The 22,135-nt window shown below is 69.0% G+C and carries 20 protein-coding genes; 10 read left to right on the top strand and 10 right to left on the bottom strand.

Annotation, left to right across the window (positions count from 1 at the left end):
• Position 1: 1 nt before the first annotated feature.
• From ACWDMM_RS28155 to ACWDMM_RS28140, 4 genes are read right to left on the bottom strand one after another with little or no spacing between them, the layout of a single operon-like run.
• The gene (locus tag ACWDMM_RS28155) at positions 2 to 1,039 is read right to left on the bottom strand and encodes an MlaD family protein (protein ID WP_195079939.1); all 1,038 of its coding nucleotides are present in this window, start codon (positions 1,037 to 1,039) and stop codon (positions 2 to 4) included.
• A complete protein-coding gene (locus tag ACWDMM_RS28150) occupies positions 1,036 to 2,295 on the bottom strand; it encodes an MlaD family protein (RefSeq protein WP_195079940.1) in 1,260 nt (419 codons plus the stop codon). Before ACWDMM_RS28150 ends, ACWDMM_RS28155 begins: the two co-directional genes overlap by 4 nt.
• A gap of 2 nt (positions 2,296 to 2,297) precedes the next feature.
• Positions 2,298 to 3,152: an ABC transporter permease gene (locus ACWDMM_RS28145; RefSeq protein WP_195079941.1), complete on the bottom strand. Its 855-nt coding sequence runs from the start codon at positions 3,150 to 3,152 to the stop codon at positions 2,298 to 2,300.
• Complete coding sequence (locus tag ACWDMM_RS28140) at positions 3,152 to 4,048, bottom strand: MlaE family ABC transporter permease (RefSeq protein WP_195079942.1); 897 nt, start codon at positions 4,046 to 4,048, stop codon at positions 3,152 to 3,154. Before ACWDMM_RS28140 ends, ACWDMM_RS28145 begins: the two co-directional genes overlap by 1 nt.
• Positions 4,049 to 4,730: 682 nt before the next feature.
• On the opposite strand from ACWDMM_RS28140, the gene ACWDMM_RS28135 reads away from it, so the two are divergent.
• Positions 4,731 to 5,339, top strand: a complete 609-nt coding sequence (locus tag ACWDMM_RS28135) for a TetR/AcrR family transcriptional regulator (protein WP_195079943.1) — start codon at positions 4,731 to 4,733, stop codon at positions 5,337 to 5,339.
• Positions 5,340 to 5,353: 14 nt separating this feature from the next.
• Here the strand turns inward: ACWDMM_RS28135 and ACWDMM_RS28130 are convergent, their stop codons facing one another.
• Both ACWDMM_RS28130 and ACWDMM_RS28125 read right to left on the bottom strand, forming a co-directional pair.
• Positions 5,354 to 5,953 carry a hypothetical protein gene (locus ACWDMM_RS28130; protein ID WP_357462264.1) on the bottom strand — a complete coding sequence of 200 codons (600 nt, stop codon included), beginning with the start codon at positions 5,951 to 5,953 and terminating at the stop codon, positions 5,354 to 5,356.
• Between the two features lie 335 nt (positions 5,954 to 6,288).
• Positions 6,289 to 7,005: an enoyl-CoA hydratase/isomerase family protein gene (locus ACWDMM_RS28125; protein WP_195079944.1), complete on the bottom strand. Its 717-nt coding sequence runs from the start codon at positions 7,003 to 7,005 to the stop codon at positions 6,289 to 6,291.
• An 80-nt stretch (positions 7,006 to 7,085) separates the two neighbouring features.
• Here ACWDMM_RS28125 and ACWDMM_RS28120 point away from each other — a divergent pair, with 80 nt between their 5' ends.
• From ACWDMM_RS28120 to ACWDMM_RS28090, 7 genes are all read left to right on the top strand, one after another.
• Positions 7,086 to 8,645 (top strand): AMP-binding protein, encoded by a 1,560-nt coding sequence (locus ACWDMM_RS28120; RefSeq protein ID WP_449940302.1) that lies wholly within the window; start codon positions 7,086 to 7,088, stop codon positions 8,643 to 8,645.
• Between the two features lie 38 nt (positions 8,646 to 8,683).
• Positions 8,684 to 9,880 carry an amidohydrolase family protein gene (locus tag ACWDMM_RS28115; RefSeq protein WP_195079946.1) on the top strand — a complete coding sequence of 399 codons (1,197 nt, stop codon included), beginning with the start codon at positions 8,684 to 8,686 and terminating at the stop codon, positions 9,878 to 9,880.
• Complete coding sequence (locus ACWDMM_RS28110; RefSeq protein ID WP_449940299.1) at positions 9,877 to 11,304, top strand: FadD3 family acyl-CoA ligase; 1,428 nt, start codon at positions 9,877 to 9,879, stop codon at positions 11,302 to 11,304. Before ACWDMM_RS28115 ends, ACWDMM_RS28110 begins: the two co-directional genes overlap by 4 nt.
• A 53-nt stretch (positions 11,305 to 11,357) precedes the next feature.
• Positions 11,358 to 11,810: a MaoC family dehydratase gene (locus ACWDMM_RS28105; RefSeq protein ID WP_195079948.1), complete on the top strand. Its 453-nt coding sequence runs from the start codon at positions 11,358 to 11,360 to the stop codon at positions 11,808 to 11,810.
• Positions 11,811 to 11,817: 7 nt separating this feature from the next.
• Positions 11,818 to 13,194: an amidohydrolase family protein gene (locus ACWDMM_RS28100; protein WP_449940297.1), complete on the top strand. Its 1,377-nt coding sequence runs from the start codon at positions 11,818 to 11,820 to the stop codon at positions 13,192 to 13,194.
• A gap of 291 nt (positions 13,195 to 13,485) precedes the next feature.
• Positions 13,486 to 14,742, top strand: a complete 1,257-nt coding sequence (locus tag ACWDMM_RS28095; RefSeq protein ID WP_195079950.1) for an amidohydrolase family protein — start codon at positions 13,486 to 13,488, stop codon at positions 14,740 to 14,742.
• Positions 14,743 to 14,752: 10 nt separating this feature from the next.
• On the top strand, positions 14,753 to 15,046 hold the full coding sequence (locus tag ACWDMM_RS28090) for a hypothetical protein (protein WP_357208870.1): 294 nt from the start codon (positions 14,753 to 14,755) through the stop codon (positions 15,044 to 15,046).
• Positions 15,047 to 15,113: 67 nt separating this feature from the next.
• Here the strand turns inward: ACWDMM_RS28090 and ACWDMM_RS28085 are convergent, their stop codons facing one another.
• The 4 genes from ACWDMM_RS28085 to ACWDMM_RS28070 form a co-directional block, all read right to left on the bottom strand.
• Positions 15,114 to 16,271: a thiolase C-terminal domain-containing protein gene (locus ACWDMM_RS28085; protein ID WP_357105938.1), complete on the bottom strand. Its 1,158-nt coding sequence runs from the start codon at positions 16,269 to 16,271 to the stop codon at positions 15,114 to 15,116.
• Entirely contained in the window at positions 16,268 to 17,443 is a 1,176-nt protein-coding gene (locus tag ACWDMM_RS28080; protein WP_195079953.1) for an OB-fold domain-containing protein, read from the bottom strand. The genes ACWDMM_RS28085 and ACWDMM_RS28080 overlap by 4 nt, the downstream gene beginning before the upstream one ends.
• Positions 17,444 to 17,462: 19 nt before the next feature.
• Positions 17,463 to 18,671, bottom strand: coding sequence for a CaiB/BaiF CoA transferase family protein (locus ACWDMM_RS28075; protein WP_195079954.1), 1,209 nt, complete (start codon positions 18,669 to 18,671; stop codon positions 17,463 to 17,465).
• Between the two features lie 76 nt (positions 18,672 to 18,747).
• Entirely contained in the window at positions 18,748 to 20,214 is a 1,467-nt protein-coding gene (locus ACWDMM_RS28070; protein ID WP_449940291.1) for an aldehyde dehydrogenase family protein, read from the bottom strand.
• Between the two features lie 298 nt (positions 20,215 to 20,512).
• On the opposite strand from ACWDMM_RS28070, the gene ACWDMM_RS28065 reads away from it, so the two are divergent.
• Both ACWDMM_RS28065 and ACWDMM_RS28060 read left to right on the top strand, forming a co-directional pair.
• Positions 20,513 to 21,220, top strand: a complete 708-nt coding sequence (locus ACWDMM_RS28065; RefSeq protein WP_195079956.1) for an SDR family NAD(P)-dependent oxidoreductase — start codon at positions 20,513 to 20,515, stop codon at positions 21,218 to 21,220.
• Positions 21,221 to 21,272: 52 nt separating this feature from the next.
• Positions 21,273 to 22,133, top strand: a complete 861-nt coding sequence (locus tag ACWDMM_RS28060) for a mycofactocin-coupled SDR family oxidoreductase (protein ID WP_195079957.1) — start codon at positions 21,273 to 21,275, stop codon at positions 22,131 to 22,133.
• The last annotated feature ends 2 nt before the right edge of the window (positions 22,134 to 22,135 follow it).

Raw genomic sequence — 22,135 nt, 5'->3', positions numbered from 1 at the left:
TTCACCCGCAGATCGGTGATTGCTGGGGCTTCCCGGTCGCCGACGCCAGCCCCACGATCGTGGGCACCAGCGTCGTGAGGCTGGGAAACAGGTCGACGCCGAAGTTGCACAGGTAGGTGTTGAGATAGGCCCCTTCCTGACTCACCCTGGCCAGGCCCTTCATCAGGGCCGGAAGGTTGAACCCGAGGTAGGCGAAGTTCGCCTTGTTCTCTTGGAAATGCCTGGTGAAACCGGGTTCGCGCGACAGCATTTCGTCGAGCTGGGGCTGCACGCCTTCGACCACGCCCGCCATGCGGTCGGTGACCGTCGCCGCGGTGCTCAGCGTGCCGAGCAACTCGTCGCGGTGCAGTGTGAGCCCGTCGATGATCGCGCGCGCCCGCGTGATGAGCGAGCCGACTTCCCCGCTGTGCACCGCCAGGTCACCCACCACCTGGTTCAGACCGGTGATGACCGCGCCGAGCACCTGATCGGGTCCGGCGAGCGACCGAGCCAGCGAGGAGACCTGTTCGATCAGCAGCACCACCGAGGTGTTGTCGCCTTGCAGCGCCTTGATCAGGGCGCCGGTCACGTTGTCGACCTGTTTCGGGTCGAGTCCACCGAACAGCGGCTCGAATCCGTTGAGCAGCGCGGAGATGTCGAACGACGGCTCGGTGCGCGCGAGCGGGATCTCCCCGCCGGGACGCAGCGGCGCCGGATCACCGAAATCGGCCGGGAACAGACCGAGATATCGCTGGCCGATCACGTTCTGGTAGGTGATCGATGCCTTGGTGTCGCCGGTCAGCCGCTGCGCGGCCTCGACCCGGAACCGCACCCTTGCCCGCGTGCCGTCCAGTTCGATCTTGTCGACCCGGCCGACCCGGACACCGGCCATGCGCACGTCGTCACCCGCCCGCAATCCGCTCACGTCGCTGAACACCGCCGAATACGGGTGCGTCCCGCCGTCGATCCCGCGATGCAGGGTCACGAAGGTGACCCAGAGCAGCGCGACGGCGACGGTGACGAACAAGCTCACGCCGATCAGGGATCGCCGGTAACTCATCGGGCACCTCCCGTGGGGAACGGACCGTCACCCAGCAACGGTGCGAGGATCGATTCGGCGCCATTGGCTTCTCCGGTGAGCACCCGGCGGATCAGCTCCTGAAGATCCGCGGGCAGGGCCGGAGGCGGCGGGTAGGTCCGCGGGTCCATCGCGGGTGGCAACTCCTCGATGGGTACGGAGGCCGGCGCGGTGCTGCAACTGGGACCGGCCAGTTCGCCGTAGCGCGGGCAATCCGCCCGGGTGTACGGAGTATGCGGGGTGAACCGGAACTGGAACTTGCCCCGTCCGCGGGGGCTGTCCTCGTTCCAGAACTCGGTGAACCACAGGTCGGACAGTTTCTTGATCCGGACCACGATGGGCGCGAAAGCCGGCGCCCCTTCGCCGAAGATGTGCAGGACCGGCCCCATCTGATCCGCCACGGTGACGATCTGATCGGTGCGCCGGTCCAGCGCGTCGCCGACCGTGGACAGGGTCGTTTCTCCAGCCGACAGGAGGCTGACGAGCTGCTGGTTCCGCTCGGCGAAGGTGCGCATGGGCGTGACGGCGTGGTGCAGCGCGTCGAGCAGATCGGGTGCGGAGGCGTTCAGTTCGCGCACGGCGTCGGCCAGCAGGGTCAGTGTCGGTGGCCCGCCGTCGGGGGTGAGCAGCGCGTCGAATTCCTTGGTGATGCGCTCGAGCCGGGCTCCGGCCGTGACCAGGTCGGCACCACGCCGGTCGGTCGCCGTCGCGACCGCGGCGAGCACGCCCACGGTGTTGCTCGCGCCGATCCGCGCTGTACCGGCGATGATCTCGCGCAGTTTGGTGAGCGCGGTCTGCAATTGCACTGTCGAGAGGCTGTGGTCCTGACGGATTTCGGCATGCGGAGGCAAGGCGGGCCCGGGGCCGTTGTCCACCAATTGGATCGAGGACACGGCGAAGACATTGCTCGGGACGACCCGCGCGGTCACCGTGCGCGGAATCCGCTGCGCGGCAGCCGGATCGAGCAGCAACCGCACGCGGTTGGGACCGGTGGATGGCGCGACCTCGGCCACACGGCCGACCAGCATTCCGCGGAACTTCACGTCCGATCGGGCGGGCAACCCGTCGCCGAGTTGTTCCAGCAGCGCGGTGACCTCCACCTTGTCGTCGAAGCGGCCGGTGGACTTCAGCAACAGCGCCGATACCACCGCCACCGTGAGCACGACGAGCACCAGTCCGCGCACGAACAGCGCGAGCGCCGAGGGGCCACGCCCGTCTTTCTCGAACAGGATCGACACGGTCAGCCTCCGAGCCTGGCACTGGCGCCGATGCCCCACAGCGCCACGGTGAGCAGCAGATTGACGATGATCATCAGCGAGATCGCCGCGCGCATCGCCCGTCCGGCGGCGATGCCGACGCCTTGCGGGCCGCCGGCGGCGTAGAAGCCGTAGTAGCACTGGACCGTCGAGGTGAGCACGACGAAGACCACCGCCTTGAGCAGCGAGTAGACGATGTCCGGCCCGTTGAGCACCAGTTGGAAGTAGTGCTCGTAGGTGCCCGCGGACAGCCCGCCGGACAGGCCGACCACCACGCGCACCGCCAGGTAGTTCACCGCCAGGCACACCACGTACAGCGGGATCATCGCCAGTACCGAGGCCAGTATCCGGGTACTGACCAGGTAAGGGATGGAGCGGATACCCATCGATTCCATCGCCTCGATCTCCTCGGCGATGCCCATGGCGCCCAATTGCGCGGTGAAACGGCAGCCCGCCTGGGCCGCGAACGCCAGCGAGGCCATGATCGGAGCCAGCTCACGGGTGGACGCGGTGGAGGCGATCAGCCCGACGGTCGGCTCCATGCCGAGCAGATGCAAGGCGTTGTAGCCTTCCAGGCCCACGATCGCCCCGCCCGCGGCGCCGAGCACGATGATGACGCCCGCGGTCCCGCCACCGACGACGATCGAACCGTTGCCCCACGTGACATCGGACAGGATGCGCACGAACTCGGTTCGATAGTGGCGCACCATGACCGGGATCGAGAACGACGCGCGCAGGAAGAACGTCATCATGTGCCCGAGGCGCATGACCGCCGTGGCCAGCTGGGTGAATCCGCGCAGCGCCAGGCGCGTCCCCGGTGGGCGGTAGGGCGCGGCCATCACAGTCCCTGCCGCGGCAGCAGGAGCAGCGACAGCTGCGTGACGGCGACGTTCACCGTCATCAGCAGCAGGATCGACGCCACGACGGTCGAGTTGACCGAGTTGGCGACCCCCGCGGGGCCGCCCTTGGTGGACAAGCCCTTCTCACACGCGACCACGGCCACGATGGCGCCGTACACCACGGCCTTGAACAGCGTGAGCACCAGATCGCTCACCGTCGCGAACGACGCGAAGGTGGTCACGAAACTACCGGGGGCACCGCTCTGCACGAAGACGTTGAACAGGTATCCGGCCAGGAAGCCGACGAAGCACACGACGCCGGTCAGCGACACGCCCACCACCACCGCGGCGGCCAGGCGCGGCACGACCAGCCGCCGCACCACCGAGACGCCCATCACCTCCATCGCGTCCAGTTCGTCCCTGATCTTGCGGGAGCCGAGGTCTGCGCAGATCGCCGAGCCGACCGCCGCGGCCATGAGCAGCGCGGCCACCATCGGCGCGCCTTGGCGGATGACCGCCAAACCGCTCGCGGCGCCCGCCAGCGAGGTCGCGCCGACCTGCCCGGCCAGCAGGCCGAATTGGATCGACAGCGTCACCCCGATCGGCAGCGACACGAAGATGGTCGGCAGCACGGCCGCCGAGGCCATGAACGCCGCCTGCCGGACGAACTCCGCGAACGCGAACCGTCCGGTGACCACGTCCACGCACAGGTACTGCACCGCGCGCACACCCAGAACGAACTGGCCGCCGACGGTTTCCAGGGCCGTGATCGGATGCCGGCGCAGATAGCCGCGCCACCACGCGGTGATCTCCCGGGTGGCCCACCGCTGCGACGACGCGCCGCCGCCCGCGACGACGCGCGCGTTCTCCCGCGCGTGGCCTGCTCGGTGAATCATCGTCGATCTCGAAACTCTACGGGTCCGGCAATCCATCGGCCGCCGCGGCGGAACAATCTGGAATAATTGCGTTCCGCACGAATTGCGCGTGTCGGAGGAATGGCCGAACAGTGAAACGGTTCAGTGACTGCCGCGCTTCCGAAGGATCGGATATGCGCCCCGAGACGTCGGCCCGCCTACCCGACTCGAATCTCGCCCCGAGTGCCCGCTCCGGCAACGAAGCGTCACATCGCTATTGTGCGCGCCGCCACATCACGAGTCAATAGCGGAGGAAAAGCATTGACACAACGCCGGGAGCGGGCGAAAGGACAGCACAAATGGAGCGGCAGGACATTTCCCGCCACTCGAATCTTCGACGTTGCGGCGCGTTCCCGAATCGCTACCCGGGAACACGCGTTCTCGATTGTGCGATCAGCCCGCTGCGTGGAATTCCACGCTCGCAACGGAATATGCCAAGCATTACCGCGACCCTTCGCGGAATCGTGACCACCTGTCGTGCTCGTCGCGGCATCTCTCCACCGATACCGGCCTGAACAGCGCCGATACCACATGCCGAGCGAGTGCTCAGCAAGATGCTGTGCACATGCATAGCATGCGCAAGGAGCACGCGTCAACAGTGATAACCCCCCGTACTACGATAATGCGTGGATCCCATGACCAATTTCCCGAAGGAGGCCGGCGGATGCCATCGCCGCGCAGGATCGGAGCACCCGACGCCAGGAATCGCGGCGTCTTGATCGACGCCGCCGAGCAGCTTCTGCTGGAGGAGGGATGGGCCGCGGTGACCTCCCGCAGGGTGGCCGATCGCGCCGGACTCAAGCCGCAACTGGTGCACTATTACTTCCGGTCCATGGACGAACTGCTGCTGGAGATATTCACCCGCCGCGCCGAGCAGGGACTCGAGCTCCAGGCGGAGATGATGAAAACGGACAAGCCGCTGCGCGCGCTGTGGGATTTCAGCACCGATCCGGCCGCGGTGCGTTTCACCATGGAATTCGTCGGCCTGTCCAATCACCGGCCCGCGATACGGGAGGCGGTGGCGGACTACGCCGAGCGGTTCCGCGCCATTCAAACGGACGTCCTGCGACGAATTCTGAACGAATACGAATTCGACACCGCGCGCTTTCCGCCCGCGGCCATGGCGGTGCTGATGACCAGCGTCTCCCGAGTCGTCGTGCTGGAGCGGGAGCTGGGCATGTCCGGTGGGCACGCCGAAGCGTTCGCCTTGGTCGAGCGGGAGATCGATCGGCTAGAGGGCGAGCGCGGCGAGGCCGCAGCGGGCACCGCCTGACCGGTGGCCGCCGGTCAGGCCGGAACCAGGTCCACCTCGCACCGGTAGGTCGACGGTCGCAGTCCGCCGGTCCGGAACGCCTCCCTCGCTCCGCCCACCTCGGCGGGCAGACCCGCCGCGGTGAGCGCGCAGGACTTGAAAGCCCTTGCGGCCGAACTCATCCGATGATGCGCCGGGAACACCCGATGATCGAGCTCGGCCGGCAGATCCGCTCCCCACAGCGCGACCTCGGTGAGCCCGCGGTCGAGGCAGTCGAGCACCCCGCCGCGCACGCGAGCGTCGCCGCGGTAGATCTCCGCGGCGACGGCCACGGCCGTCGGCCAGGTGTCGTGCACCGGCGCGGTCAGCGACTGCTCCAGATCGAGCACGGTGGCCCCGAGGATCCGCAGCGGGCGCACATCGGCATGGTCGGCGACCAGCACCGTCACCTCCCACCCCGCGGTCGTCCGGTCGAACAGCCACCCACCGGCGTGGCGGATCACTTCGACCGCGCTGGGCGCCACGATCGCCAGCCGGTAGCGCAGCGGATGCCGTCGCGCGTGGGCTCGCCAGCGCGTGACGGATTGAAATTCCCGAACACCTCGGTCAACGGAATCGACGGATCGTCTGGCCATGGTTACTCATCCCGCTATCGAACGTGCAGAAAGGCAGGCCCGACCCGATTTCGGCACACGGGCACCTGCCACCCGCGCGACACCGGGATCGCCGAGGCCGTCGGCTCGACGGCGGCCGCGCGCCGAGCCGAGAGGGTCGATCCGGGGAGCCCGCGGTATGTCAGGGCCTGCGACGAAGGACCGCACCGGTCCGCCGGAAACCTACCGATCACACCGTAAGTTGGTTCTCGCATCTGCGATACCTAGCTTACGAATCTCGCCTATGTGATCTACATCACTCAAAGATCTCACGGACGCCCGCCTCACACCCCCGACCCGCCTGGCTACCTCCCGAATCACTTGGCGCGGTTCATCACTCGGTCGGCGGCTCGCCAGTGCTCATCGGTCACCCAGAGCCGCGCGAACGCGGCGATGGCCTCTTCCGGCTCGACACCGCCGACCACGCGCTTGATCGCCCCCGCGGGCGCGGACGCCAGCGACCGGGCGACGGCGCGCCAGCCCTTGTCGAATTCGCCGCGGGGGAAGACCTTGTCCACCAGCCCGATCCGCTCGGCGGACGGCGCGTCGATGACCGTCCCCGCGCCCGCGAGCATCAGCGCCCGCCCCGGCCCGACCAGCCGGGCGAGCCGCTCGGCGCCGCCCCACGCGGGCATGATCGCCAGCGACACCTGATTGAACCCGATCCTGATGTCCTCGGCCGCGATCCGGATATCCGCGGCCACCGCGACCTCGGCCCCGCCGCCGAGGGCGTGCCCGTTGAGCGCGGCGATCACCGGACCGGGGAACGCGGCGAGACGGTCGCAGATGCCGCGCATCCGCCGGGCCATCTCCGCCGCCTGTTCCTCGGTGCGCAGGGCGGCCAGCTCCTCGAGGTCTCCGCCGGAGACGAAAGCGCGATCCCCCGCCCCGGTGACGACCAGCGCCCGCGCCTCGGCGGCGGCATCGATCGCTTTCTCCAGTTGGTCCATCGTGGCGGGCGCGATGGCATTGCGGGCATGGGGGCGATTGATGGTTACGACCGCCAATCCCGCGTCCATCTCCAGGTCGACCATGACTTGTTCTCCCATTAGAAAATGTGATTCTCTTACGATGAGAACAATATACGTACGCGGTGCGAGATGGGAGTTCGACCATGCGCAAGGTCCCCCTCGACCTGGTTCGTCGCTACCGGGAGGAGGGCTGGTGGACCTCCGAGACGATCGGTGAGCTGTTGGCCGCCGGGCTGGCCGATGCGTCCGGCACCGCGTTCCGCGTCCACTCCACCACGCGGCCGTGGACGGGCACGGTCGGCGAGGTCGAGCACGTCGCGCGCAGATTGGCCGCCGGGTTGCGCCGCCGCGGCGTCGGTCCCGGCGACGTGATCGCCTTCCAGTTGCCGAATTGGATGGAGGCGGCCGCGGCATTCTGGGCATCGGCCTTCCTCGGGGCGACGGTCGTGCCGATCGTGCATTTCTACGGGCACAAGGAAGTGGGATACATCCTCACCGAGATCCGGCCGAAGGTCTTCGTGACCACCGACCGTTTCGGCGGCAACGACTACGCCCCCGGCCTGCGTGCGGCCGTGCCGATCGTCGGCGTGGTCGGCGACGATTTCGAGGAACTGCTCGACGCGCGGCCCATGCCGGGCACCCTGCCTGCCGATCCCGCCGGCCCCGCGCTGATCGCGTTCACCTCCGGCACCACCCGCGCGCCGAAAGGCGTGGTGCACAGCCATCAGACGCTCGGTCACGAGACTCGGCAACTGGCCGGCATATACCTTGCCGACCGCGGCGACCAGCTCACCGGAGCGCCGGTCGGCCACTTCATCGGCATGGTGAACGCCTTCTTGATCCCGGTGCTCGACCGGAGGCCGATCGACCTCGTCGACGTCTGGGATCCGGGCCGGGTGCTCGCGTTGACGCTCGCCGAGGACCTCACCGTCGGCGGCGGCGTGCCGTACTACGTCACCAGCCTGCTCGACCACCCGGATTACACGCCGGAGCATCTGCCCCATCTGCGCTATGCCGGGCTGGGCGGTGCGGCGGTGCCCGCGGCGGTCACCACGCGGTTGGCCGAGGCCGGGATCACCGTGTACCGGTCCTACGGCAGTACCGAGCACCCTTCGATCACCGGATCGCACCACACCGCGCCGGAGGCCAAGCGGCTGTTCACCGACGGCGCCGCGCTGCCCGGCGTGGAACTGCGCCTCGCCGAGGACGGCGAGATCCTCAGCCGCGGACCGGATCTGTGCCTCGGTTACACCGATCCGGAGCTGACCGCGGCCGCCTTCGACGATGACGGCTGGTACCGCACCGGCGACATCGGCGTCCTGGACGCGGACGGCTACCTCACGATCACCGACCGCAAGTCGGACATGATCATCCGCGGCGGCGAGAACATCAGCGCGCTCGAGGTCGAAGAAGTGCTGCTGAGCCTGCCCGGCGTGAGCGAGGCGGTGGCGGTCGCCGTGCCCGACGCCCGCCTGGGCGAGCACACCGCCGCGGTGCTGCGGCTGCGGCCGGGCCGTGCCGCGCCTGACCTGGACGAGGTGCGCGCGCACTTCCGCGCCGCAGGACTGGCCAAGCAGAAGTGGCCGGAGGAAGTGCACGCCGTCGACGACTTTCCCAGAACCGCGAGCGGCAAGATCCAAAAATTCCTGGTCCGCGGCTCGCTGGCGGCCTCACGCGCGGACGGCATTGCGGTACAACCGTGAAGAGAATAGCATTCTCATAATTGGACAAGGAGGATTCCATGAGCAAAGTCGACCTGCCTTACCAGCTTTTCGACGCCGACAACCACCTCTACGAGACGAAGGAAGCCCTCACCCGGCACCTGCCGAAGGAATACGAGGGGGCGATCCAGTACGTCGAGATCAACGGCCGCACCAAGATCGCGGTGCTCGGCCAGATCAGCGAGTACATCCCGAACCCCACCTTCGAGGTCGTCGCCCGTCCCGGCGCGATGGAGGAGTATTTCAAGCACGGCAACCCCGAGGGCAAGAGCCGACGGGAGATCTTCGGCAAGTCGATGAAGGCGATCGAGGCCTTCCGCAATCCCGAGGCGCGGCTGAAGGTCATGGACGACCTGCAACTGCAGCGCGCGCTCATGTTCCCGACCCTGGCCAGCCTGGTCGAGGAGCGCATGCGGCACCATCCCGAGCTGATCCACGCGGTGATCGAGTCGCTGAACCGCTGGATGCTCGACGACTGGGGTCAGGACGGCGGTTTCGTGCACTCCGGCCGCATCTTCACCGTTCCGGTGATCACCCTGCCGATCGTGGAACGTGCCATCGCCGAGCTGAACTGGGCCGTCGTGGAACACGGCGCCAAAGCCATCCTGGTGCGCCCGGCGCCGGTGCCAGGCTTCAAGGGGATGCGGTCGTTCGCTCTGCCCGAGTTCGATCCGTTCTGGAAGCGTGTCGTCGAACTCGACGTGCTGGTCACCATGCATTCCTCCGACAGCGGCTACTCGCGCTTCGACGCCGAGTGGGACGGCAACAGCCTGGAGATGCTGCCGTTCCAGACCAACACCTTCGCCATGACCAACCAGTGGCGGCCGGTCACCGACGCGGTGGCGTCGTGGGTGTGCCACGGCGCCTTGAACCGCTTCCCCGAGTTGAAGATCGCCGTCATCGAGAACGGCTCCGCCTGGCTGGAACCGTTGCTGCAGCAGCTGTCCGACGTGTACAAGAAGGCGCCGGAGGGCTTCGGCTTCCGCGACCCGATCGAGGCCATCAAGCAGAGTCTCTACGTCAGCCCGTTCTGGGAGGAGGATCTGCAGCGGCTGTCGGAGGTGATGGGCGCCGATCACGTGCTGTTCGGCTCCGACTGGCCGCATCCGGAGGGCCTGGCCGAGCCCGCGCGCTACATCCACGAGATCAAGGACATGCCGCTGGAGAACCAGGCGAAGATCATGGGCGGCAACCTGGCGCGGTTGCTGAAGGTATGAGCTGGGCGACCATCCCGCAGCTGGTCGCGAGCGCGGCGGACCGCTTCGGCGACGCCGAAGCGGTCGTCGACGGGGACCTGCGGTGGAGCTTCACCGAACTCGCCGACCGGGTGCGCCGGGCCGCGGGGGCGTTCGCCGCGGCGGGGATCGAGCCGGGCGACCGGGCGGCGCTCTGGGCGCCGAACTCGGCGGAGTGGATCGTCGCCGCATTCGGCCTGCTCACCGCCGGTGGCGTGCTCGTGCCGGTGAACACCCGCTTCAAGGCCGATGAGGCACGCGACGTCATCCGCCGCAGCGGCGCGAAAGCGGTGCTCGTCCAGCGGGGATTCCTCGGCGCGGACTACCGTGGCGCCGCCGATGTGCCGGTGATCGATCTGAAGTCGGACTTCCTGAACAGCGGCGCGCCGTTCGAGCGCGACGTGGCCAGCACCGACATCGCCGATATCGTCTACACCTCCGGCACCACCGGGCGGCCCAAAGGCGTGATGATGAATCACGGGCAGACGCTGCGGCTCTACGCGGAGTGGTGCGATCTCGCGGATCTCCGGGAAGGCGACCGCTATCTGATCGTCAACCCGTTCTTCCACACGTTCGGCTACAAAGCGGGTCTGATCGCGTCGCTCATCCGGGGCGCCACGATCCTGCCGGTCCCGGTGTTCGACGTCGGCCGGGTGCTGCAGATCGTCGCGCGGGAACGGATCACGATGCTGCCCGGCCCGCCGACGCTCTACCACTCGCTGCTGGCGGCCGCGGGCGAGCACGATCTGTCCTCGCTGCGGGCCGCGGTGACCGGGGCGGCCGATATCCCGGTCGAGCTCATCCGCCGGGTGCGCGAGGAACTTCCGTTCCGATCGATCATGACCGGATACGGACTGACCGAGGCGGGCACCGCCACCGCGTCACGGCCCGGGGACACCTTCGAGCAGATCGCGACGACCGTCGGAACACCCTGCGACGGCGTCGAGGTGCGGATCGCCGATGACGGCGAGGTCCTGATTCGCGGCTACAGCGTGATGCAGGGCTATCTGGACGATCCGGGAGCCACGGCCGAGGCGATCGACGCCGAGGGGTGGCTGCGCACCGGCGACCTCGGCAGCCTCGACCCGGAAGGCAGATTGCGCATCGTCGGCCGCAAGAAGGACATGTTCATCGTCGGCGGGTTCAACGCCTATCCCGCCGAGATCGAGGGCTTCCTCCTGGAGCATCCCGCGGTCGCGCAGGCCGCGGTCATCGGTGTGCCGGACGAACGGCTCGGGCAGGTCGGCCGGGCCTTCGTGGTGACCGAGCGCCCCGTCACCGAAGACGAGCTGATCGCGTGGAGCCGGGACCGGATGGCAGGATACAAGGTTCCGCGCTCGGTGCGTTTCCTGCGCGCCTTGCCGCTCAACGCGACCGGCAAGGTGATGAAGGACCAACTGCGGTAGCGCGTTCGCGCGCGGGCTATCGTGCACACGTCGCCCGCAGGAAGGATTGCGCCATGACCGAGTTCCGTGATTTCGACGCCCTGCGCGCCGCGGTGGGCACGGTGCTCGGGCCCGGTGAGTGGCTCGAGATCGATCAGCGGCGCATCGACCTGTTCGCCGAGGCGACCGGCGATCACCAGTGGATCCACGTGGACGCCGAGCGCGCAGCGGACGGCCCGTACGGCGCCACCATCGCGCACGGGTTCCTCACCCTCGCCCTGCTCGCCCCGATCAGCCAGCAGCTGACCTCTGTGACCTCGGCCAGGATGGCGATCAACTACGGCTTGAACAAGGTTCGCTTCATCAGCCCGGTGCGGGTCGGCAGCCGGGTGCGCGGCACCGTCACGATCACCGCGGTCACCGATGTGCCCGGCGGGGTGCAGGTCGAGCGCACCGTGACGATCACCGCCGAAGGCGCGGACAAGCCGGCCTGCGTCGCCGAGCACGTGGTCCGGTACCTGGCCTGACGGGCATATGCTGATCCGCAACGCCGCGGTGGCAGGCAGCCCGCACACCGACGTGCGCTGGCGCGGCGGGCGGATCACCGAGTGCGGCACGGGATTGCGCCCGTTGCCCGGGGAGGACGATCTGGACGCGCGCGGCGGCTGGTTGCTACCCGGACTGCACGATCATCACATCCATCTGCGGTCGCTCGCCGCGCAGGCCGCGTCCGTGCCGCTCGGGCCGCCCCACGTGCGGGACTTCGCCGCGTTCGCCGCGGCACTGCGCCGGGCGGATGCCGAACTGCCTGCCGGACAATGGCTTCGCGGCATCGGCTACCACGACAGCGTCGCCGGTCCGCTGGACCGCATGGCGCTCGATCGCCTGATCCGGGACCGGCCGGTGCGGGTCCAGCACCGGTCCGGCGCGCTGTGGATCCTGAATTCCCGCGCCTGCCAGGAGATCCTGTCGAACGACTGCATGGTGCCGGGGGTGGAGCGCGACCCGCACGGCGAGGCGAACGGACGCCTGTGGCGGCTGGACTCCTGGCTCGGCACACGGGTGCCGCCGGCTGCGGCCGACCCGGCGCCGATCAGCGCCCTGGCAGCGGCCGCGGGCGTCACCGGTTACACCGACGCCACCCCCGGGCTGGCGCAGAACGAGATCGAGGCCATGGCCCGAGCGGTGGCCGACGGGACGATCCGGCAGCGCGTGCACTGCATGGCCCCGCCCGGGGTGACCGATCCAGGGCAGCCACGATTCACTCTGGGTCCCACCAAAATTCTGCTCGACGACACCGTGCTCCCCGCGTTGCCCGAGTTCGTCGCCCGAATCCGGGCGACACACGCGGCGGACCGGCCCGTAGCGGTGCACTGCGTGACCCACGTCCAGCTGATCCTGACCACGGCCGCCCTCGACGAAGCGGGGATACTCGCAGGCGACCGGATCGAGCACGGCGCCATGGTGGCGGACGACCTCATGGAGTGGTTGCGCCGCAACCGGGTTCCGGTGGTGACCCAACCCCATTTCCCGGTCGAGCGGGCCGAGCAGTACGCCCGCGAGGTGGCGGCCGAAGAGCACCGCGATCTGTGGCGGCTCGGCTCACTGCTGGCCGCCGGGGTCGATGTCGCGGCGGGAACCGACGCCCCGTTCGGCTCCGCCGACCCGTGGCGGGTGATCCGCGCGGCCGTCGAGCGCGAAAGCCTGCGGGAACGGATATCGCTGCCCGCCGCTGTCGCCCTGTTCACCGGGCGTGCCGACCGGCCGACCGTGCCACGCACCATCGCCCCGGGTGAACCCGCCGATCTCACCCTGCTCCACGTACCGCCGCGCGACGTCACCGTTCCGGACCGGGAGCTGGTGGCGGCCACGGTGGTGGACGGCACACCGGTGCATGTGGCGATCGGCTGATTCCTCCGGTCCAACGGGACCGTAGGCCCTCGCCGATTCCACGGACCCGCTGCTTCGACTGGGGTTTTCGGCATGCCCCCGCAGCCGCAGCGAGCACCGCAGCGCCCGGCTGCGCCGAGGCGGTGAGACGGCCGACCACACCGCCCATCGCGGACGCGGCAGTATCGACCCCTGCCCCGCCCCGGTGTATCGTCTAATGCAGCGACGAGAGTGACATTCTCTTCTAAGAAGATTCATCGTCTCGATTGCTGGTAGAAACCCCGGCGCAGCGCAGGAACAGCGAGGAGCGACGTGAACATCGACGACATGATCCTGGTGAGCATCGACGACCATGTGGTCGAGCCGCTCGACATGTTCGACGGCCACGTTCCGAAGAAATGGGCCGATCTCGCCCCGAAGGTCGTCGTCGACGAGAACGGCGTCGATCGGTGGGTGTACCGGGACCGGCCCACCGGCGTCGCTGGTCTCAACGCCGTCGTCACCTGGCCCGCCGAGGAATGGGGCAGGGACCCGGCCGGATACGCCGAGATGCGGCCCGCCGTCTACGACGTGCACGACCGCGTCCGCGACATGGACGCCAACGGCGTGCTCGCCTCCATGTGCTTCCCGACGTTCACCGGCTTCAGCGCGGGCCACCTCAGCCGCGGCGGCCAGGACGAGATCACCGTCGCGATGATCTCGGCGTACAACGACTGGCACATCGAGGACTGGGCGGGCGCCTATCCGGGCCGGTTCATCCCGATCGGGATCCTGCCGATGTGGGATCCGGCGCTGGCGGTCGCCGAGATCGAGCGGCTGGCCGAAAAGGGCTGCCATTCGGTCACCATGCCGGAGTTGCCGCACATCGACGGCCTGCCCAGCTACCACGATCTCGATTACTGGGCGCCGGTGTTCCAGGCCCTCTCGGACCACGAGACGGTGATGAACCTGCACATCGGCCAAGGCTTCGGCGTGCTGCGCCTGGCACAGGACGCCCCCATCGACAACCTGATGGTGCTGGCGCCGAGCATCTCGCTGATCGCAGCCCAGGATCTGTTGTGGGGTCCGGCGTTGCGCACCTACCCGAAGCTGAAGGTCGCGCTGTCCGAAGGCGGCGTCGGCTGGATTCCGTTCTTCCTGGACCGCTCCGACCGGCACTACACCAACCAGCGCTGGCTGCGCCGCGACTTCGGCGGCAAGCTGCCCAGCGAGGTGTTCCGCGAGCACGTGCTCGCCTGCTACGTCACCGACAAGACCGCGCTGAAGTTCCGCCACGAGATCGGCATCGACAACATCGCGTGGGAGTGCGACTACCCGCACTCGGACTCGATCTGGCCCGACGCCCCCGAGTTCGTGCTGGGCGAGCTACAGGCCGCCGGCGCCGACGACACGGACATCCACAAGATCACCTGGCAGAACGCCACCCGCCACTTCGACTGGGATCCGTTCGCGCACATCCCGAAGGAACAGGCGACCGTAGGGGCGCTGCGCGCGAAAGCGACCGACGTCGATACTTCGACCAGGTCGCGCAAGGAGTACGCCGCCGCCTACGCCGCCCGCGCGAGCTGAGGCCCGCGTCGTGCGCCTGCTGGTCTTCTCCACGCCGCGAGAGGGAATGGACGCCGAATACAACGAGTGGTACACCGGGACGCACATCCCCGAGATGCTCGCCGTCCCCGGCGTGCTGTCGTGTACCCGCCACCGATTGGTCCGTGGCGGCGACGGTGAGGCGCGCTACCTCGCCGTCTACGACATCGACGACGCGCACACCGTGCTGAGAGAACTCGGTGAGCGAGCGGCCGACGGACGCATGGCGGTCACCGCGGCCGCCGATCCGGCCCGGACCAGGATCACCGTCTGGGAACAGATCTGAACGGCGACAGCCCCGGCGCCGACGGTTGCAGACCGTCAGGCGCCGGGGCTGTCCGCTGCGACGCGCCTCAGCGCGGCCCTTCCAGAATCGTCACCGCCGACACCGCGGTCGGCCCGCCGAGGTTGTGCGCCAGACCGATTCGCGCACCGTCCACCTGGTTCACCGCGGTGCCGCGCAGCTGCTCGAACAGCTCCACGCACTGCGCGACGCCGGTGGCGCCGGGCGGATGCCCCTTCGTCTTCAGCCCGCCGCTCGGATTGACCGGCAGCACACCGCCGACGGCCGTTGCGCCCGCTTCCACCAGCTTGTGCGCCTCGAAGCGCTCGGCGAAACCGAGGTCCTCGTAACTGATCAGCTCGATGCCGGTGAAGAAGTCGTGCACCTCGGCGACGTCGACGTCGGCCGGGCCGAGACCGGCCATCGCGTACGCCGCGCGCGCCGCCCGCACCGTCGCCGGAAACGTCGTCATGTCCCGCTTGTGCTGGTGCATCACCGAGTCCAGGCCGAGACCGACGCCGCGGATCCACACCGGGCTGTCGGTGTATCGGCTCACCACGTCCTCGGCGGCGAGCACCAAGGCCGCGGCGCCGTCGCTCTGCGGGACGCAGTCGTACACACCGAACGGGTCGGCCACGATCGGCGCGGCCAGCGCCTGCTCCACGGTGATCTCGAAGCGCAGGCGCGCCTTGGGGTTGCGCGCGCCGTGCCGATGGTTCTTCACCGCGACCATCGCCAGGTGTTCCCGCGTCGCCGAGGACTCGTAGAGGTAGCGGTTGACATGCAACGCGAAACCGGCGGGGGCGAACAGGCCGAGCTGATAATCCCAGGCGTTGTCCCTGGTCAGCGACTCCCACTCGCGAAGAAGGTCCTTCTGCGCCGTCTCGCGCAGTTTGTCCGCGCCGATCACGAGCGCGACGTCGACGGCCCCGGAGGCGATGGCGAACAGCGCGTTGCGGACCGCGTCGTTGCCGGTGGCGCAGGAGTTGTCGATGTGGGTGACGGGCAGGTCCGGCAGATCCAGCGCGTCGGCCAGCACACCGGCCGGGAATCCGCCGGTGGCGCCGACCGCGCCGAACCACGCGGCTCGCAGGTCGGTCGTGCGCAGTCCTTTGTCGACCGAGGCCGCGCATTCGGCGAACGCCATGAGCAGCAGGTCTTGGATGCCGAGGGCGAAGTGCTCGGCGAAGGGCGTCATTCCCGCGCCGACGATGGCCACGTTCCTCATGCCGCCTCCGGTTCCGGTTCGAACGCGTATCCGTAGTCCGGCACGCCGGAGCGCACCGCCACCCGGCGCAGGACCATGCGCCCGCGGTCGCCGATGGACACCGTGCCCGGGTCGGCGCCGGTGACCTTGGCCAGCGCACGGACGCCGACGTCGTCGAGTTCCACGATCACCAGCGAGTACGGGCTCTTCAGGCCCGGCACGGGAATGCGGACGGTCGTCTCCGCGTAGACGCTGCCGGTCCTCGGCAGCGGCACCAAGGTGTAGCCGGTGCTGAGCGTGCCGTCCCGGCCCACCCGGTAGCGGGGCGGGAAGTCCAGCTCCGCGCCGTCGCCGTGCCTGCCCGCTTCCCAGCGGACCTTGGCCTCGAACGCGCGCTCGTAGGCCGCCAGTGAGATCGGCAGGTCCGCGCCGGGCAGCGAAACGACCTCGGGCACCGCCCGCGCGGGCGGTTCGGTACGCCGCACCCGAACCGCGCCGGGCACGACCATGATCCCGGACAGATTGGCCTGTTCCACGCCGACCAGCAGTCCCGCCGCCGCCCAGTCGGCCATCGCCGCGAGCGCGAACAGCCCGGCGCTCGCGCCCAGCGTCGGCAGCCGCGGCGGGCTGCCGAGGCACAGCGCCGCCGCCTGCTTGTGCTCGACGCCCGCCACCGCGACCGGGGTGTCCAGCCACGCCGCCGACAGCGAGGCGACCAGCCCCCGTTCGTGCAGCAAGCGGGGATCGCCGTAGTCGTGCACCGCGCCGAGAGCGTTGCGGGTGCGCACCGGCAGGCTGCGGGTGACCCGCGCCGCGGTGCGCACCTGCAGGCCGTCGCGGTCGGACACCCAGGCCGCCGCCGCGCCCGCCGGTTCCAGGTCGGCGCCGATGACCAGGGTGCGCGGGCGCGCCGAGCTCAGCGCGTCCAGCGCGGCAGGGGCGCCGCCGAGCCGTTCGATGACCTCCAACTCGGGGTCGAGTCCGAGACCGGCCAGCAACACCGCGGCATTGCTGCTCTCCACCAGCGGCAGATCACGGCTGACCAGCACCACGCGTTCCACCGGTTCGCCGGCGACGGCGCAGCGGCCCGCCTCCACCGCCAAGGTGACGGCGTCTTCGTCGTCGCCGGGAACCCGGCTGCGCTGGCTACCCCAGCAGGGCAGATACGTGCCCAGCGATGCGATGTAGGGCATCGGTCCCTCTCTTCGGCGGCTAAGCGACCGCGCCCGCGGTCTTCAGCGCGATGATGCGATCCCAATCCAGGCCGAGTTCGAGCAGGATCTCCTCGGTCTGGGCGGCGAATCCGGGCCCAGGCCGCAGTTCCGGTGCACCGACGTCGAACTGAACCGGACTGGAGACCAGCTCCAATTCGCCTGCGGGAAGCAGGTATTCGTTCGCCCTGATCTGCGCGTCCTGGGTCACCTGCCAGGAGTCCTGCACCGGAGCCCACGGCCCGGCCAGGGTGGCGAAGCGCTCGCTCCATTCGGCCAAGGTGCGTCCCTTGATCACCTCGCGCAGGATCCGCACCGCCTCGGCGGTGTGCGCGGCGATCTGCGCGGCGTCGGCGAAGCGCGGGTCCTCGGCCAGTTCCGGGCGGTCGATGTGGCGGCAGACGTCGGCCCAGAATTTGGCCGGCTGCAGCATCACGAACGACAGATAGCGGTCGTCGGCGGTCGCGTAGAGCCCCGAAAGCGGATTGGTCGGCGCGCCATGGGCGCCGGGCACCGGCGCCACCAGCGGTCTGGCCTGGCTGGCCGACAGCGCGACGGTGTGGCCCATAGCCCACAATCCGCTACCCAGCAGTGAGACGTCGACCACCGAAGTCTCCCCCGTCCGTTCGCGTTTCAGCAGCGCGGCGGCGATGCCTCCGGCGAGATTGGTCCCGGAGATGGTGTCGCCGAACGCCGGGCCGGGCGGCTGGATCATGCCCTCGGTGCCGGGCGGGGTGATGGTGGCCGCGATGCCGCCGCGGCACCAGAACGCCGTCATGTCGTAACCGCCCCGATCGGATTCGACGCCGCGCGGTCCCAGCGCGCTGCCGCGGGCGTAGACGATGTCCGGGTTCACCGCGCGGATGTCGTCCACATCGATGCCGAACTTCGTCCGCGCCTGCGGCAGGAAACTGGTCAGGAACACGTCCGCGCGGCGGGCCAGGTCGTAGATCACCTCGCGGCCCTCGGCCACGGACATGTCGACGCCGATGCTGCGCTTGCCCCGATTGGCGTGTTCCACATTGGGATTCGGGTCGCCTTCGACCTCGAACACCCCCACCTGCCGCAGCCCGCGCTGCGGATCGCCGGTGACGGCGTGCTCGACCTTGACGACGTCGGCGCCCCAATCGGCGAGCACGGCGCCGGCCGAAGGCACGAATCCGTACATCGCGACCTCGAGCACCCGGATGCCCTCCAGCGGCTTGCTCACGGCCGCACCTCCCGCTCGCTCGACGTCCTCCGGCCCGATCGCGCGGCCCGTCCTCGGTCGGCTGGTCCGCACTCGATCACGCGACCACCTCCGCCAGGGTCTTGCGCTCCAGGAACTCCTCCAGGCCGACGCGGCCCATCTCTCGGCCGATGCCCGACTGCTTGTAGCCGCCGAATGGCGCGTCGGGGTGGAAGTAGTTGCCGCCGTTGATGCTCAGCGTGCCGGTGCGCACGCGCCGCGCCACCGCTTTCGCCCGCTCCGAGTCGGCGCTGAACACCGCACCGGACAGGCCGTAGATGGAGTTGTTCGCGATGCGCACGGCGTCGTCCTCGTCGGTGTAGGGAATGAGCGCCAGCACCGGCCCGAACACCTCCTCCTGCGCGATCTCGCTGTCCGGGTCGACGTTCGCCAGCAGGGTGGGCTTGTAGAAGTAACCCGGCCCCACCTTCTCGCCGCCGGTGACGAGCGTGGCGCCCGCCTCGACCGCCCGCCGCACCAAACCGTGCACCTTGTCGCGCTGGCGCTCGCTGATCAGCGGCCCCATATAGGTTTGCGGGTCGCCCGGATCGCCCCACTTGACGTGGGCGAAATTCCCCGCGATCAGTTCGGCCACCTTGTCGTGGTCCTGTCGCGGCACGAGCACGCGGGTGGTCAGCGCGCAGCCCTGCCCGGCGTGGGTGACCACGCTGAACGCCGCGAACACGGCGGCTTTGGTGTAGTCGGCGTCATCGAGCAGGATCATCGCCGACTTGCCGCCCAGCTCCAGGAAGACCCGCTTCAGCGTGCCACTGGCGGCGGCCATGATCTGGCGGCCCACCGGCGTGGACCCGGTGAAGGTGACCACGTCGACGTCCGGGTGGGTGCTCATCCGCTTGCCCACCTCGACATCGGAGGAGGCCAGCACGTTCACGACCCCCGGAGGGATGTCGGTGTGCCGGGCGACGATCTCTCCCAGCGCCAAAGTGGCCAGCGGGGTGTCCGGAGCGCCCTTGAGCACCACGGTGCACCCGGCGGCGAGCGAGGGCGCCAGCTTGGCCAGCGCCAACTGGTGCGGGTAGTTGTAGGCGGCGATGGCGGCCACCACACCCGCGGCCTCCAACTCCACCCAGCGCCGGTGCCGCTGACCGCGGATCTCGACCACGCCGAGGTCTTCGCTCCACGCGTAGTCCGCCAGCAGTCCGGCGTAGTAGCGCACGATGTCGAACGGCGCCTCGAGCTGGTTGCCATGGGTGAGCGTGCGTGTGGCGCCGACCTCGGCGATGGTCAGCTCGCGCAGCTCCTCCACGTTGGCACGCAGCGCCTGGTAGAGCTGGTTCAGACAGTGCGCCCGGAACTGGTGGTTCGTCGCCCAGTCGGTGGTGTCGAAGGCCCGCCGCGCCGCCGCGACCGCCGTATCCACCTCGGCCACACCGGCTTCGGGCGCGTAGCCGTACACCGCACCGGTGGCGGGATCGAGCGATGCGAGCGTGCGCCCGGTCTCGACCAGCTGCCCGTCGATCAGCAGCCGCCGCGCCACCGCTCTCGCTTGTTCCTGCGTTGACATCCTGTCTCCTCGCCGGATATGGAAATACGATTCTCTATAACGGAGAATTTAACACTCACATTGACGGAGCGCGGCGACAATCGCCAACCCGGCACGGCGCCGGGCATCATCGCGGGCGCCACCGACCCGGTCCGACGACACCCCAGCGCGACTCTTGCGCATCCCATCGTTGCGAGAGTACGGTTCTCACAGCCGGAAGGGAGATTCTTGTGGTTCACACAACAGGCATCCCGGGCGCGATGGAGCCGTCCGAGTACCGGTCGCAGGCCGCCCCGGATTCCGGAGAGGGGTCGCGCGCGTGAAGACGGCAGTGGTCACCGGAGGTGCGTCCGGAATCGGGCTGGGGATCGCACGGCGGTTGCGCAGCGATGGGTTCCATGTCGCGTCCCTGGATCTCAACCCACCCGCCGACGACGACTTCGCCTACCGGGCCGACGTCACCGAACCGGAGCAGATCACCGAGGCGCTCACCGCCGTCCGCGCCAAGCTCGGCCCGGTCACCGTGCTGGTGAACGCCGCGGGGGTCGACGGATTCAAGCGTTTCCAGAACATCTCCTTCGCCGAGTGGCAGCGGGTGATCGACGTCAACCTCAACGGTGTCTTCCACTGTGTCCAGGCGGTGCTGCCGGACATGCTGGCGGCGGGCTGGGGGCGCATCGTCAACATCTCCTCCTCGAGCACGCATTCGGGCCAGCCGTTCATGACGCACTACGTCTCGGCCAAGTCGGCGGTCAACGGCCTGACCAAAGCGCTGGCGCTGGAACTGGGCCCGTCGGGCATCACCGTGAACGCGGTGCCCCCCGGGTTCATCGACACCCCGATGCTGCGCAAGAACGAGGAGGCACGCCGGCTCGGCGGCAGCGTCGAGGACCACATCCAGCGGACGCCGGTCCGCCGGGTCGGCACACCCGAGGACATCGCCGCCGCCTGCGCGTTCCTCATCTCCGAGGAAGCCGGATACATCACCGGCCAGATCATCGGCGTCAACGGCGGACGCAACACCTGAGACCCGCTGTGCCGCTGAGCAGTACGACAGAGCAAGAGTGAAAGGAAGGCCCGTGGGACGCGTAGAGGGCAAGGTCGCCTTCGTCACCGGAGCCGCTCGTGGCCAAGGCCGCAGCCATGCGGTACGGCTGGCGGAAGAAGGTTCCGACATCATCGCGGTGGACATCTGCCACGACATCGACACGATCGGCTATCCGCTGTCGCGCCGGGAAGACCTGGACGAAACCGCGCGACTGGTCGAGAAGACCGGTCGCCGCATCGTCGCCGAACAGGCCGACGTGCGTGAGGCCGGACAGGTGCGCGCCGCACTCGACCGCGGCCTAGCGGAATTCGGGCGGCTGGACATCGTCATCGCCCAGGCCGGGATCGCGGGCATGAAGGGCACGCCGCAGTGGCAGGCCTGGTCGGATGTCATCGACACCAATCTCGTCGGCGTCATCAACACCATCCAGGCCGCGCTGCCGCATCTGCGCGCGGGCGCCTCGATCATCGCCACCGGCTCGGTGGCCGCTCTGATGGACGTCTCCAAGGTGGACCAGCCCGGCAAGGACCCCGGCGGCATCGCCTACGTGGTCGCCAAACGCGGCCTCGCGCAGTATGTGCACGCGCTCGCCCTGCACATCGCGCCGCAGAACATCCGCGCCAACGTCATCCACCCCACCAACTGCAACACGCCGATGCTGCAGAGCGAACCGATGTACCGATCCTTCCGCCCGGACCTGGAACATCCCACCCGCGCGGACGCCGAGCCCGCCTTCCATGTGCAGCAGGCCATGCCGATCCCCTACGTCGAGCCGCAGGACATCAGCGACGCGGTGCTGTTCCTGGCCTCCGACGAGGCGCGCTACATCACCGGAACGCAGTTGCGCGTCGACGCGGGCGGCTACCTGAAGTGGTACGACTACCACGTCTGAGA

It is taken from the genome of Nocardia sp. NPDC003726 (assembly GCF_053586955.1).
The sequence above is the reverse complement of the archived record's forward strand: the minus strand, read 5'-3'. Positions and strand labels throughout refer to the sequence as shown.

Bases quoted from the DNA above. Each gene is read 5' to 3' on its own strand.
- ACWDMM_RS28155 (WP_195079939.1), bottom strand. From the start codon at position 1,039: ATGAGTTACCGGCGATCCCTGATCGGCGTGAGCTTGTTCGTCACCGTC.
- ACWDMM_RS28145 (WP_195079941.1), bottom strand. From the start codon at position 3,152: ATGGCCGCGCCCTACCGCCCACCGGGGACGCGCCTGGCGCTGCGCGGA.
- ACWDMM_RS28140 (WP_195079942.1), bottom strand. From the start codon at position 4,048: ATGATTCACCGAGCAGGCCACGCGCGGGAGAACGCGCGCGTCGTCGCG.
- ACWDMM_RS28135 (WP_195079943.1), top strand. From the start codon at position 4,731: ATGCCATCGCCGCGCAGGATCGGAGCACCCGACGCCAGGAATCGCGGC.
- ACWDMM_RS28130 (WP_357462264.1), bottom strand. From the start codon at position 5,953: ATGGCCAGACGATCCGTCGATTCCGTTGACCGAGGTGTTCGGGAATTT.
- ACWDMM_RS28125 (WP_195079944.1), bottom strand. From the start codon at position 7,005: ATGGTCGACCTGGAGATGGACGCGGGATTGGCGGTCGTAACCATCAAT.
- ACWDMM_RS28120 (WP_449940302.1), top strand. From the start codon at position 7,086: ATGCGCAAGGTCCCCCTCGACCTGGTTCGTCGCTACCGGGAGGAGGGC.
- ACWDMM_RS28115 (WP_195079946.1), top strand. From the start codon at position 8,684: ATGAGCAAAGTCGACCTGCCTTACCAGCTTTTCGACGCCGACAACCAC.
- ACWDMM_RS28110 (WP_449940299.1), top strand. From the start codon at position 9,877: ATGAGCTGGGCGACCATCCCGCAGCTGGTCGCGAGCGCGGCGGACCGC.
- ACWDMM_RS28105 (WP_195079948.1), top strand. From the start codon at position 11,358: ATGACCGAGTTCCGTGATTTCGACGCCCTGCGCGCCGCGGTGGGCACG.
- ACWDMM_RS28100 (WP_449940297.1), top strand. From the start codon at position 11,818: ATGCTGATCCGCAACGCCGCGGTGGCAGGCAGCCCGCACACCGACGTG.
- ACWDMM_RS28085 (WP_357105938.1), bottom strand. From the start codon at position 16,271: ATGAGGAACGTGGCCATCGTCGGCGCGGGAATGACGCCCTTCGCCGAG.
- ACWDMM_RS28080 (WP_195079953.1), bottom strand. From the start codon at position 17,443: ATGCCCTACATCGCATCGCTGGGCACGTATCTGCCCTGCTGGGGTAGC.
- ACWDMM_RS28070 (WP_449940291.1), bottom strand. From the start codon at position 20,214: ATGTCAACGCAGGAACAAGCGAGAGCGGTGGCGCGGCGGCTGCTGATC.